This window comes from Posidoniimonas corsicana (genome assembly GCF_007859765.1).
GTDB classification, from domain to species: domain Bacteria; phylum Planctomycetota; class Planctomycetia; order Pirellulales; family Lacipirellulaceae; genus Posidoniimonas; species Posidoniimonas corsicana.
In genome coordinates this window covers 2,454,700-2,468,224 of record NZ_SIHJ01000001.1, presented here as the reverse complement: position 1 = coordinate 2,468,224, position 13,525 = coordinate 2,454,700, and the positions used below count along the sequence as shown (strand labels likewise).

Genomic DNA, 13,525 nt, shown 5'->3' with positions numbered 1-13,525 from the left:
GTTCCAGGAGGAGGAGCGTCCCCGATCTGGCCGAGGAACGATGAGCCAACAACAACGACGCGGCGCCAGCGGCGGATCACCTCCGTTGCCTCCGCCCGGCGTTCAGGACCTGCGGGTCAATCGACCCGCCGATCCCCAACTGCCTCAATGCCAACGCCGCAGACAATCACGAAGCACGACCACGGCAGCCGCCGATCGACGCGGCGGCAGCGGCCAACATCAGCACGACAGCGGCGGGCTCCGGCGCGCTGGCCGCGGCGGACGGTCCCGACTGGGTCGAACCGTACTGCGACCGCCACAGCTCGTAGTGGGCCTGACCGACTACGCCGAGACCGTTGTCGTTCGGCAGGCTGGCCGCACCGACGTTGTCACGCCAGACCGTGTAGTCGGCGGCGTCCACGACGTTGTCCTCGTTGAAGTCGCCCGCCAAACCGACGCCCGGCACGTACTGCTCGTAGACGACCAGGCCCGCCGTGCCGACTTCTTCGCCCTGCATCAGGAAGTTGAACGAGAGGTCCTGCGCACCGCCGGTGAACAGCGGCCCCAGGTTCCAGCTCTGCCCCGGGCTGATGGTGGTGAAGCCCTCGGAGTCGAACTCCGAGATCAGGTTGGCCGTGTTGTTCAGGCCCTCGAGCCAAACGTTACCCGGCCCGTCCTGGTCGTCCAGGCTGTCCCACGCGGACGGGCTGATCGCCCCGCTGGCGGACAGCACCTCGTAGGCGTCGAACTGGACGCTCGTGCTAGACGTATTGCGGAGGTAGGCGTCGCCCGTGCCGTTGGGGTCGACCTGCAGCACCAGCGTGTTGGCCTTGGCGCCGCTGTAACGCACAACGCCCGTGTACTTCGAGCCGTCCGCGCTGCGGTAGCCGAACTCGAGGTCCTCGGCGGCGGTCCCGAACTCACCGGCCAACGGGTCGTAGATGGCGCCCAGGTTGAAATCGGCGCCAAAGGTGGCTTCGCCACCAATCTTCAGCTCGCCGATGTTGTTAACGGTCTGGGCGGTTTCCACCCAGTCGTTGCCCAGCGCGCCGCTCTCGTTGAAGCTGTTCCAGCTGGCGGGGTCCGCACGGAGGAGCCCCGAGTCTGAGCCAACAAAGTAGCCGTCGAGCTGGATCGAGGTGCTGCCCGGGTGCGTGATAGTCGCGACGCCGGTGTCCCGGTTGACGTCCAGCACGAGCACCTCGGCGACCGAAGCGTTGAGCGCCCGACGCCCGCCGGCCACGTCGGCCTGGCTTACGTGGATGGTCTCGTTGAACTGCAGGCCCGAAGCGCTAACGGAGCTGAAGCCGCCGCTGATCGACGCGGCCTCCAGCACGGTCCACGAGTCGCCCGCTGACGGGCTGTACCCGCTGAACTGCAGCGACAACGACCCGCCAACCGACGCGGAGGCGTCGGTGTTGATCCGGCCATTGCTGCCGATGCCGGTCACCCCGACGTTGTAGGCCGCTCCGCCGGCCATCGTCACGGCGCCGCCGGCATTCAGCACACCGCCGGAAGCGATCGTCAGCACGCCCGATCCGCCGATCGAGACCGTCCCGGGCGTGAAGTCGTTGGCGGTCACAAACAGCGCGCCCGTGCTGCGGATGTCCAGGCCGCCATTGCTGACCTGCAGCGCGCCCGGCGTGACGACCGAGCTCTCGCCCGACGACGGGCTGCTGACGTTGAGGATCGCCGTGGCCCCGTTGTCGATGACGGCGCGCTCGTCGAACATCGCGTTCGGCACAAACATGTTGTTGTTGTCGGGATTCAGCCAGTTTCCCGGCGTGCTCCACTGACGAGCAGACTCGGCCGCGCCGGGCGCCGCCTGAAAGAGGTAGTTCACCTGTGCGTGGGCCGGCTTGCTAGCCAGGCCACAGCAGGCCGCCACGGCGAACGCCGAGAGGCTGAGAATTCGAAGTTGCATATTGTTGATGGCCATCGCGCCGTGCTGGGGGTTGAGTCTCGGGAAGTCGATTAGGTCGCCGCGGTGGTTACTTGCAGGGGTGGGCCGAACGGCGCCGCCCGATGCAGCTCACGAGAAGCGTCGCAACGAGCATGCTGGCCGAGGGCTCCGGCGCCGGCGATGAGAGGAACGACAAGTCAACGCCTTCGAGTGAACCGGTGTAGTTGTCCTTCCACTCTCCAAAGTCGTCGAAGTCAACGAAGCCGTCACCGGTGAGGTCGCCGAACTCCCGGAAGTTGCTGGTGCGGAAGTTGGCCGCGATGATCGCCAGGTCGTCTAGCGTCACGCCGCCCATGCAGTCGACGTCGCCCGGATCGCAGTTCAGCTCAAAGTTGAGCGTCGTGGGCCCGTGCCCGTCCTCCATGTTCCCTTCCTTGCTGTCGATCCGATACTCGGCGCCGGTCTGCGACGAGTCCATGAACAAGAAGGTGACGAGCCCGTCGGTGTCGGCGTTGAGGAAGGTCTCGAGGCTCAGATCTGTGGGGTTGGACGAGAACGGCAGAGGCTGTTCGTCAACTCCATCCAGGGTGATCGTCCCCAGAAATGAAGAGTCGGTAAACGCAAAGGTTCCTTCCGCCGCGGAATTGTCCACGCCGCCCGCGTTCGCGTAGTTGATCGTGGACTCATCCCAGTCGTTGCCCTGCCGACCGGTCCCCGCGTTCGCCACCACGTCGTCATTCAACCCGTAGACGTCCCACGTGCCCGGGCCGTTGTAGGAGCTGGCGGTGAATGTTCCGCTAAGGGTGGCGTCGGCGAACAGCGAAGGGCTAACCCCCGTAATGTCGTACCGGACGTATCCAATCCGTACCCGGGGCGCCTCGTGCCAGCGGACTTCCCACAGACCGCTCGAACCCACGTTGCTGGTCGGACCGCGGTTGCTGTCGTTGGCCAGGCGTGCGTCGGCGTCGGGGATGAGTGAGATTGCAGATGCGGACTGGATTGCTGGGCCCGCGACGAGGGCCAGCACAAACAGGCATAGGTGAGTTGATTTCATGTGATCCAACACTCCAGAGTGCGAATAAGCATTTCAGCGTCTACCGACGACAAGCGTGCGAGCGCGTCGACACAGCCAGTCCCAGCAGGCCACGTATAAGAAGGGGCGATGCTAGCGACGGCCGCGCCGGACCAGCATGGCGGACCCCATGAACAGCAGCAGGGCAGACGCCGGCTCGGGAACCTGCCCCAGGAACGCCAGGTCAACACCCTCCAGCGAGCCACCGGCCTCAAGCAGGGCCGTCTTCCACTGGCGGAAGTCGGCGAAGTTCACAAAGGTGTCGCCGTTGAGGTCGCCGTCCGTGCGGACGGCGTCGCCGTTTCGGTAGTTCATCCGGATCGGGGTGAGGTCGTTGACGTCGACCGTGCCGTTGCCGTCGACATCGCCCGGGACAATCACCGAGTTGCCGAGCACGTCCTCCAGCAGGGTGCCGATGCGGATCTCGTCCACCTCGTACGCCGCGTAGGGGTTGTCCCCCGATGTGCCGCCGGCCCAAAGCCGCAGGGTGTCGAACAGGTAGTCGAAGTTCAGCCCGCTGCCCACCGCCAGCTCGGCGCTAGGCGTGCCGAGGGTTCCGCTCAGGTCGGGGTTCACCCACAGCTTGGCGGAGTCGCTCAGGTTGCCGTCGGTCGCGTCGGCGATAGTGATCTCCACCACGTTGAACGACAGATCGAACATCGACTCCGCCGCCTCGGTATAAAGCGATGCGGACCCATCAGAGAATAGGCCCCAGCCAACCGAAGGAACCGGCGCGTTGATCGTCACACGCCCGACGCCCAGCCGCTCGTCGCCGCCACCACTGCTGTGCAATTGGAGACCAAACGAGCGGGCGGCGTTCTCGTCCTGGGTGATATGGGGCTGCAGCCGCTGACCAAGAAAGCTAAGCCAGTACGTGCCCGGCCCGTAGCTAGGGTCGTCGCCGTAACCGCGGCCGAGCTGACGGTAAGCGGAAACGCTACCGCTCTCGGCGCTCACCAGCGCCCGGTTGCCGCTAGTCGGCAGCGAGTTGCTCCCGCCATCGGTGTAAGACAGGCTGCCAGCAACGACCGAGCCGCCGCCCCACGAGCTGCCGGGTGCGAAGCCGAAGCCGCCGTCGGCCTGGCCGCTCAGGGCGCCCTCGGAGTAGTCAAACCCCTCGTAGACCAGCAGCACGCCGCTGGCGTAGTGGGGCGAAAGGACTGCCAAGCAGGCAGCTACCGCGGCGGTTGCCACAAATCTCATGATGTCCGTCCTGGTTTAAAGAAGCGGCCCCGAGAACGCCAGCGCAAGCCGGCGGACAGGGATTGACGACAAGTGAAGGAAACGAGAGGGAGGCAGGAGGTCGCTGGGGACGCGTATCGAACGCGTTGCGGTCCATCCTAAGCGGCTGCAACACAGGGGTCCAAACCGATTGCGTTATTCAACCACGGGATTGCACCGGCGTGGCGAACGCGGCCGACCTGTATTGAGACAGCCCCTGACGCACCGGCCCACGCAAAGTCTATGCCAAGGCGAACACAAATCCGGATGCTGTCTGCTGCTCGCCGCCTTGAGACGACGAAAACAGGTGCGTGGGGCGGCCGTCGCGCATCAGCAACTGGGGACGCTCCAGCCGCCCGTAGCGTCGCAGTCCGCGGGGGGCGGGGGGCTGGTCGACGTAGTGCTTCAGAGGGTAGTACCCAACCTTTGGCGGGGACCACTGCACGCCGTCGTCCGACTCCATGTACAGGCCGACCTCGTGATCGAACACGCCCATGTCGCGGGCGATCATCTTGTAGCGCCCGTCCTCGAGCCAGACGTACGCGTCCTCGCACTGTTGGTTCTCGCCCAGGCCTGAGAAATCGACCAGGGGGTTGCCCGGGTGCTTGCGGTACGGGCCCTCGACGCTGTCGGCGACCGCCAGCCCGTACATACGATTCCCGCGGATCGGCGGCTTGCCCGTGACGTAGTCCTTGTCGTTCCACCCCTTGTAGTAAAGCAGGCAGCGGCCGTCGGCCGCGCGGATGAACGAGGGGTTGGTCGTGCAGTGGTCGTCCCAGGCGCCCTCGTCGCCGGGCAGCAGCAGCGGCTCGTCCGCGCGACGCCACGGGCCGTCGAGCGAGTCGGCAATCGCCAGCCCCACCCGCTTGGTGTTGGTGCGACCGTTTCGATTGCCCATGTAGAACAGGCAGTACTTGTCGTCGACCTGCTGGATGTGGGGGTTGTGGCAGGTGGTCGCGTCCCAGTTGCCGGGGCGCGGGGCGACGGCCACGTCGAGCGTCTCGTACGGGCCCTCCGGCTGGTCCGCGACCGCATGGGCGATCTCGCACGCGTTGAGCCAACCACCCATCCCGCGGCCTTTCGGCCAGCGCGAGTAGAAGACGTGCACCCTGCCGTCCGGGCCGTAGATGGGCGTATTGCACCAGACGAAGTAGCCCTCCAGCTCGAGGATCCGACCCAACGGCTGCAAACGCTTGCAAAAATCGGACTCGATACGCGGGGGCTGCTCGGTCGTCGTGCGGGCGAGAGCCTGGCTCCCTGATGAAGTGATGGCGGCGATGGTCGCCGCCTGAAGAAACTGCCTACGCTGCATACGCCGCCGCCTGATGAGTTGGAGTGCCGAGTCGGTTGCTACTCCATCAATCCTGCGCGGCGCGGCAGCGGGCGTCAACCTGAATGAGTTGCGCTATCAACTCTCCGCTGCGATGACGAACTCGTAGCTGCCGCTGCCGATCTCGACCGCGGTCGAATCGTTGGTCGAGTCGCCGACGCGCAGGCCGCATTCCGACAGCGGCTTGCCATCCACGCTGATCGCGTCCCGATCGCCGCTTGGCAGTCGGATGGTGGCCGTGGTGTTGACCGGCGCCGTGACCTGCACCGTCACGCCACGGTCCGTCCGCCGCCAGGCGCTCTCGATCGGGCCGTGCACCGAATCGTACCCGACCTTCACCCACTCCAGGTCCTCAGGCAGGTAGGGCGCGATTACGAACTGGTCGTACCCAGGGCTGGTTGGCTTGACGCCCCCCAGGCACTCGACCATCCAGCGGTACACCGCGCCGAACGAGTAGTGGGCGAACGAGTTCATGCCGGGGTCCTGGAACCCGCGGTCGGGCGTCCAGCCGTCCCACCGCTCCCAGATCGAGGTAGCGCCGTGCTTGATGGAGAACAGCCAACCGGGGTACTCCTCGTGGGTCAACAAGCCGCACGCCACGTCCAGGCGGCCGATCTTGTCTAGCGCGTGCATCAGGTCCTTCGTGCCGACAAACCCGGTCGAGAGCCGGCCGCCGCGGGACTCTATGTCCGCCACCAACCGCCGCGAGGCCTCGTTGAGCTTGTCGCCCTCGACCAGGTCGAACACGATCGCCAGCGTGTAGCAGCACTGCGTGTCGCCGTGGATCGAGCCGTCGTCCTTGACGTAGGCCTCGTTGAAGGCGTTGCGCACCTTGTGGAACAGCTCGCGGTATTCGCGGGCGTCGTTCTCGATGCCCAGCACCTCGGCCGCCTGCGAGAGCAGGTCGGCCGCGTGCGCGTAGTAGGCCGTGTAGATCACCTCGTTGGGCGTGCTGGCGTTGATGCTGAGCCAGTCGCCGTAGCAGTGGAAGCGGTCGGGCGGCAGCACGCCGTCCTTGCTGCGGTCGCGGCAGAAGTCGACAAACTTCTTCATCGACGCGTACTGCCGGGCCAGGATCTCACGGTCGCCGTAGGTCTCGTAGAGTTGCAGCGGGCAGATGACGCCCGCGTCGGCCCAGGCGGGGCCGCCGTCGTTGCCGGCCACCTTCTCCGGCGCGACCTTGGGGTACTGCCCGTCGGCGCGCTGGGAGTCGGTCATGTCCTGCAGCCACTTGTGGAAGAACGCCTGGACGTCGCAGTTGAGGGTCGCCGCGCCGATGTAGACCTGCGCGTCGCCGGTCCAGCCGAGCCGCTCATCGCGCTGGGGGCAGTCGGTCGGGATGTCGATGAAGTTGGACCGCTGCGTCCAGTAGATGTTGTTGACCAGCTGGTTGACCCGCTCGTCCGAACACTCGAACGAGCCGACCCGCGGCGTCGCGCTGCTGAGCGCCACCCCAACCACCTCGCCCGACTCCGGGCTGGCGTCCAGTCCGCGGACCTCCACGTACTGGAAGCCGTGGAACGTGTGCCGTGGCTGCCACGTCTCGGTCCCCTGGCCGCTGCAGACGTAGGTGTCGGTCACCCGGGCGCAACGCATGTTGGTGAGGTAGAGCGAGCCGTCCGGGTTCAACCGCTCGCCGAAGCGGAGATGGATCGCCTGGCCTTTCCGCCCCTTCACCTTCAGCCGCGGCACGCCGGCGAAGTTCTGGCCGAGGTTGAGCACGTACACCCCCGGCAGCGGTTCGGTGATCTCCTGCGGCGAGAACTCGCCGATCGCCTCGACCGGCTGCGCCGGGTGCCACTGAACCAGCGGGTCGACCGCCGCGCCGCGATCGACCTCCGCCCAGCCGCTGGAGTCAAACCCGGGCGCGTCCCAGCCGGTGGGCTCCCGGGTGGCGTCGAATACCTCGCCGCCGAGGAAGTCGGCCTCGCGGGTCCCCCCCTCCCCCGCCCGCCAGGCCTCGCCGGTGGCCAGCACCTGCTGCGTGCCGTCCTGGTACTGCACGACCAGCTGGCCGGCGAAGCGGGGCTTGTCGCCGTAGTGGTCGCGTTGCTCGCCCCAGCCCACGTGGCCGCTGAACCAGCCATCGGCCAGCACCACGCCGGCCGCGTTGTCGCCCTGGCGGAGCAGGTGGGTCACGTCGTAGGCGCGGTAGTAGACCCGCTTGTTGTAGTCGGTCCACCCCGACGGGAAGTAGTCGTCGGTGACCCGCTGGCCGTTGATCCGCGCGTCGCAATCACCGAGCGCCGCCATGTACGCCAGCGCGCGCTTGACCGGCTTGGTGATCTCGAAACCGACGCGCAGGTAGGCCGGCGGCGGCAGGTACTGGGCCGAGGGGCCAACCTCGCCCCACGGACCCTCGCCGTTGGCCGCCACCACCAGCGCGTGATCGCCCTCGTCGGCCGGGCGTTGGGCGGCCCGCCACTCGTTCGACGGGCTCTTCACGCTCGACCAGTCGCCGCTCGTGACGAGCGTCCGTTCGCCCTGGTCCGTCTTCACGACCAGCTTCATGATCACTCCGGCAGACTCGGGCGAGCCGTTGTGGCAGGCGAGGCGGATGTCGTTCTCGCCCTGTTCGATCACATGCAGCAGGTCTAGTTCAAACGGGCGGTTGCGCCGCACGCCGACGTTCGCCCGCTTGCCGTTCACGTAGACGATCACCTGGTCGTCGCCGTAGAGCGTCGCCACCGCGGACTCGAGCTTCGCGTCCTGTGGGATCTCCAGCGTGCTGGCGAAACCGAAGTCGCCCCGCTCGGCCGCCTTGCCCTCCTCGTCGGCGGCCCAGATCCAGGACGCGCCGTCGAGGTCCGCCGGCGGTCGCCGGTCGGCCCGACTGGCGTCGTAGCCGATCCACTCCGCCTGCCACTGGTCCTGCTTCAGGATGCCCACGGTCCACTCCGCGGGTTCGCTGTACTCGCCCGGCTGCCCATCGGCGTCCCACGACCGCACGCGCCAGACGCAGCGTTGGTGAGCGGACAGGGCCTTGCCGTCGTAGGGGATGTCCCGCGTGCTGCTGGAAGCGACCTTGCCGCTGTCCCACAGGTCCGCCTCGCCGGCGGCAAGCTTGTCGGCGTCGGTCGCGACCTGGATCTGGTAGGCCGACTGCGACTGGTTGCGGGCGGTCGACGTCAGCTTCCACGACAGGCGGGGCTGTTCGGCGTCAACGCCCACCGGGTTCTCCCGGTACTGGCAGCGGAGGTCGCCGACCTCCAGAGCCGCGGCCCCGGCGTTCAGGCAGCAGGCAGTGGCAAGAAGTAGAATTGAGGAGGAGCCGCGCAGCAGGGCAGGCATCGATGGTTCTCACAAGAGACTAGCAATCTGTGAACCGCTAACACGGGCGTCCCGCCGCCGCGTGCCCCAGGACCGGTAAGTCTAATGCAACCGGACGGCGGATTCACCCAGTTTCGGCTCGGATCGCCCCACGCGGTTGCCCGGAAGTTTGTTGAGATCAGGTCCCCAGCGGGCTAGGCTTGTGGTTCCTGCCCCGCCCACACCCCACCGAACTGCCGCCATGCGATACCTCCCCGGTGTGTTGACGCTGCTGCTGTGCTGCCACAGCGCCTTTGGCGTCGTGCCGCTCAAGCCGGTCGCCGGCCTGCGAGACCACAAGCCGAAGCTCTACGCGCTGACCGGCGCCCGCATCGTCACCGCGCCCGGCGAGGTGATCGAGCAGGGCGTTGTGGTGCTGGACGACGGAGTCATCCAGGCGATTGGCGCCGGGGTGGAGCCGCCGCCCGGAGCGGAGACAATCGACCTCGCCGGCAAGACCATCTACCCGGGCCTGATCGACGCCTTCACCGAGCAGTCGATCGACGGCGCGGCGCCGGGCCCCGGCTACTGGAACGACAACGTCACGCCGCAGCGCCGCGTGGCCGCCGGGTACAAGGCGTCGGAATCCGTCCAGAAAGAGCTGCGAGGGCAGGGCATCACCGCCCGGCTTGTCGCGCCCGACGACGGCATCATCAAGGGGATAAGCTGCGTCGCACTCACGGGCGACGACGCCGACTCGGGCGCCCTGCTCGCCGACGAGGCGGCCCTGCACGCCGAGCTGACGATCCGCCGGCGTGGCCGCTCGGGCTTCCCCAACAGCCCGATGGGCGCGGTTGCGCTCGCGCGGCAGGCGATGCTCGACGCGCAGTGGCACGCCAAGGCGACCGCGGCCGCCAAGGCCAGCGGCGGCGCCTCGGAAGTGGCGCCCAGCGCGGCCCTCGAAGCGCTCGCCGGCTGCCTGGACGGCCGCCAGCTCCTGATCGCAGACGCCGCGAACGAGCTGTTCGTGCTGCGGGCCGACCGCTTCGCCCGCGAGTTCTCGCTGCGGCTGGCGGTGCGGGGATCGGGCAACGAGTACCGCCGGCTGGCGGCGATCGCCAAGTCCGGCCGGACGATCATCGTGCCGGTCGACTTCCCCAAGCCGCCCCCGGTTTCCTCCCCCGACGCCGCGGCCGACGCAAGCCTGGAAGAGCTGATGCACTGGCGGCTGGCCCTAGAAAACCCGGCCCGCCTGCACCAGGCGGGCGTGACGATCGCCCTCACCACACACGGCCTGAAGAAGCGGGGCGACTTCCTCAAACAGGTCCGCCAGGCGGTCGAGCGGGGCCTGCCGGCCGACGCCGCGTTGGCGGCGTTGACAACCGCGCCCGCGCAGCTGCTCGGCGTGTCGGACTCGGTCGGCACGCTGGCATCGGGTAAGTACGCCAACCTGGTAGTCACCGATGGCGACCTGTTCGACAAGAAGACCAAGGTGCTCTCGACCTGGGTGGCCGGCAAAGAGTTCAAGATCACCCAAACGGCGGAGGTCGACCTCACCGGCGAGTGGCACATCGCCTTGAAACGCGAAACCGACCTCGGCGATTTAATGCTTTCGATCACCGGCAAGCCGACGAAACCGAGCGGCAAGCTGACGCTCGCCAGCGATCCGGCGGAACAGGACGAACCCGCCGAGGATCAGTCCGACACCGATGAAGAGGAGCAGTCTGCCAAGCTGAAGGACCTGCGGCTCGATCACTCGCGGCTCACCGCGAGGCTCGACGGCAAGCCGCTGGGCCTGGCGGGGGGCGTGGTGCTGTCGGCCAACGCCATCGGAACCGGCGACGACCTGACGCTGTCCGGCGTCCTCCAACCGCTCGGCAAACCCTCAATCCGCTTTACCGCCGCCAAGACCGACGAAGCGGGCGAGCACTCAGAGGAGGAGGATGAACGAGAGGAAGACGCCGATGAGGATGAACACGAACACGACGGGGAAGATGACGAACAAGCGCCCTCGCCTGTAGAAGTCGAAGTGGCCGTCAACTACCCGCTCGGCGCCTACGGCCGGGCCTCCCCGCCGGAGCCGCCCAAGCACTTGCTGTTCCGCGGCGCCACGGTCTGGACCTGCGACGAGGCGGGCACGCTCGAGCAGGCCGACGTGCTCGTGACCGACGGACTCATCGCCGAGGTCGGCAAACGGCTCGCCCAGCCCGACGGCGCCGTAGTGGTCGACGCCCGCGGCAAGCACCTCACGCCCGGCGTGATCGACTGCCACTCCCACATGGCGACCGACGGCGGCATCAACGAGTCGTCGCAGGCGATCACCGCCGAGGTCCGCATCGGCGACATGATCGACCCGGACGACATCACCATCTACCGCCAGCTGGCCGGCGGCGTCACGACGTCGAACATCCTGCACGGCTCGGCCAACCCGATCGGCGGCCAGAACCAGGTCATCAAGCTCCGCTGGGGCGCCGGACCGGAGGAGATGAAGTTCGCCGGCGCGCCGGCCGGCATCAAGTGGGCCCTCGGCGAGAACGTGAAGCAGAGCAACTGGGGATCCGACCACACCACCCGCTACCCGCAGACCCGCATGGGCGTGGACGAGCTGCACATCGACGCGCTAAGCGCCGCCCGCGCCTACCAGGCCGAGCACGACGCCTGGGCCGCCGATCCGGTCGGCCCGCCGCCGCGACGCGACCTGGAGCTCGACGCGCTGGCCGAGATCCTCGCCGGCGAGCGGTGGATCCACTGCCACAGCTACCGCCAGAGCGAGATCCTCGCGCTGCTGCGGACGCTCGACAGCTTCGACGTGACGATCGGCTCGCTGCAGCACATCCTGGAGGGCTACAAGGTCGCCCCGGAGATGGTCGCCCACGGCGCGACGGGCAGCAGCTTCGCGGACTGGTGGGCCTACAAGTACGAGGTCTTCGACGCCATCCCGCACAACGGCGCGCTGATGCACCGGGCGGGCGTGGTGGTTTCCTTCAACTCGGACGACGCGGAGATGGGCCGCCGCCTCAACCAGGAGGCCGCCAAGGCGGTCAAGTACGGCGGCGTCAGCCCCGACGAGGCGCTCAAGTTCGTCACGCTCAACCCGGCCAAGCAGCTGCGGATCGAGGACCGCGTCGGCTCGATCACCGTTGGCAAGGACGCCGACCTCGCCTTGTGGGACGCCCCGCCGTTGTCGGTCTTCGCCAGGTGCGAGCAGACCTGGGTCGACGGGCGCAAGTACTTCGACCGGCAGGAGGACCGCCGCCGCGTCGAGCAGGACCACCAGCTGCACGCTCGACTCGTCCAGGCGGTGTTCGACTCCAGAGAGCCGGCGGCGAAGCCCGGCGAGAACCGTGAGGACCCGTCCAAGCTGTGGCCCCGCCACGACGAGTTCTGCCACGGCCACGGCCACACCCACTGACGCCCGCCGGCGACCGCCCTCCGCTTACACCGCTCCGCGCACCACTGCCCGCCAGACGCCATGAAGCCGCTCCTTTCTATCGCCTGCCTGAGCCTCCTGCTGCTGCCGCTTTCGGACCTCCGCGCCGCGGAAGCGTCCGTGGCGTTGGTTGGCGCGACGATCCACCCGGTGACCGGCCCGCCGATTGAGGACGGCGTGCTGGTCATCCACGACGGCCGGATCGAAGCGGTTGGCGACGCGTCTACCCGGCCGGCGGACGCGGAAGTCGTTGACCTGGCGGGCAAGCACGTCTACCCGGGGATGATCGCACCGTACACGCAGCTCGGCCTGGTGGAGATCGACTCCGTGCGGGCCACGCGGGACTTCGACGAGGCGGGCGCCATCAACCCCAACGCGCACGCCCACAAGTCGTTCAATCCGGACAGCGAGCTGATCCCGGTCACCCGTTCCAACGGCGTGTTGCTGGCGCTCTCGGCGCCCGAGGGGGGCCGGATGCCGGGCTGCTCGAGCGTGATGCAGCTGGCCGGTTGGACCTGGGAGGACATGCTCGTGAAACCGGACGCGGGCCTGCACATCCGCTGGCCGCGGTCCCGCCGCCCGACCGGCGAGCACAATCACGACGAGGAGCCCGACAACGCCGACGACGCGGTCGGCAAGCTTGGCCTGCTGTTCGATCAGGCCGAGGCCTACCACCGACAACGCCAGCCGGACGCCGCCGACAGCCAGCCGGTCGACCTGCGGCTCGAGGCGCTGGGCCCGGTGCTCGCCGGTGAGCGCCCGGTGATCATCACCGCCAACGACCTGGCCGAGATCGAGGCCGCCGTGGCGTTTTGTGCACGACGCGGGCTGCGGATGATCCTGCACGGGGGCTACGACGCGCCGCGTTGCGCCGACCTGCTGATCGAGCACGACGTCCCGGTCATCGTGGGCGGCGTGCTCCGCGTCCCCCAGCGCCGCAGCGACCCCTACGACCACGCCTACTCGCTGCCGGCCCGGCTGCACGAGGCGGGCGTGCGGTTCTGCATCGCCGGCGACCGGCAGGACACGGCCTCGAACGTACGCAACCTGCCCTACCACGCCGGCGTGGCCGCCGGGTTTGGCCTGCCGCGCGACGCGGCGCTGCGTTCGGTCACGATCGCGCCGGCCGAGATCCTCGGCGTGGCCGACAAGGTCGGCTCACTCGAGCCGGGCAAGCACGCCACGCTGTTCGTCGCGGACGGCGACCCGCTGGAGATCGCCACCCAGATCGAGCGGGCGTGGGTGCAGGGCGAGGAGATCGACCTGACCGACCGACACAAGCGGCTGTACGAGAAGTTCAAGCAGCGGATCGAAGAGTAGCGCCCACCCGAGGGAACGCCG

Annotated in this window: 7 protein-coding genes; 2 read left to right on the top strand and 5 right to left on the bottom strand. The window is 68.0% G+C overall.

Features of this window, described 5'->3' with window-relative positions; genetic code table 11:
* Nucleotides 1–166: 166 nt before the first annotated feature.
* The 5 genes from KOR34_RS09475 to KOR34_RS09455 all read right to left on the bottom strand — a co-directional run bounded on the left by KOR34_RS09475 (nt 167) and on the right by KOR34_RS09455 (nt 8,796).
* Nucleotides 167–1,903 carry a hypothetical protein gene (locus tag KOR34_RS09475; protein ID WP_197531283.1) on the bottom strand — a complete coding sequence of 579 codons (1,737 nt, stop codon included), beginning with the start codon at nt 1,901–1,903 and terminating at the stop codon, nt 167–169.
* 67 nt (nt 1,904–1,970) lie between these two features.
* Nucleotides 1,971–2,936: a hypothetical protein gene (locus KOR34_RS09470; RefSeq protein ID WP_146564325.1), complete on the bottom strand. Its 966-nt coding sequence runs from the start codon at nt 2,934–2,936 to the stop codon at nt 1,971–1,973.
* Nucleotides 2,937–3,047: 111 nt separating this feature from the next.
* Nucleotides 3,048–4,157, bottom strand: coding sequence for a hypothetical protein (locus KOR34_RS09465; RefSeq protein WP_146564323.1), 1,110 nt, complete (start codon nt 4,155–4,157; stop codon nt 3,048–3,050).
* Nucleotides 4,158–4,416: 259 nt separating this feature from the next.
* Complete coding sequence (locus KOR34_RS09460) at nt 4,417–5,487, bottom strand: glycoside hydrolase family protein (protein WP_146564321.1); 1,071 nt, start codon at nt 5,485–5,487, stop codon at nt 4,417–4,419.
* A 96-nt stretch (nt 5,488–5,583) separates the two neighbouring features.
* Nucleotides 5,584–8,796 carry a family 78 glycoside hydrolase catalytic domain gene (locus tag KOR34_RS09455; protein WP_146564319.1) on the bottom strand — a complete coding sequence of 1,071 codons (3,213 nt, stop codon included), beginning with the start codon at nt 8,794–8,796 and terminating at the stop codon, nt 5,584–5,586.
* Between the two features lie 220 nt (nt 8,797–9,016).
* Between KOR34_RS09455 and KOR34_RS09450 the strand changes: the two genes are divergently transcribed.
* Both KOR34_RS09450 and KOR34_RS09445 read left to right on the top strand, forming a co-directional pair.
* Nucleotides 9,017–12,166: an amidohydrolase family protein gene (locus KOR34_RS09450; protein ID WP_146564317.1), complete on the top strand. Its 3,150-nt coding sequence runs from the start codon at nt 9,017–9,019 to the stop codon at nt 12,164–12,166.
* A 60-nt stretch (nt 12,167–12,226) separates the two neighbouring features.
* Nucleotides 12,227–13,504: an amidohydrolase family protein gene (locus KOR34_RS09445; RefSeq protein WP_146564315.1), complete on the top strand. Its 1,278-nt coding sequence runs from the start codon at nt 12,227–12,229 to the stop codon at nt 13,502–13,504.
* Nucleotides 13,505–13,525: the final 21 nt, after the last annotated feature.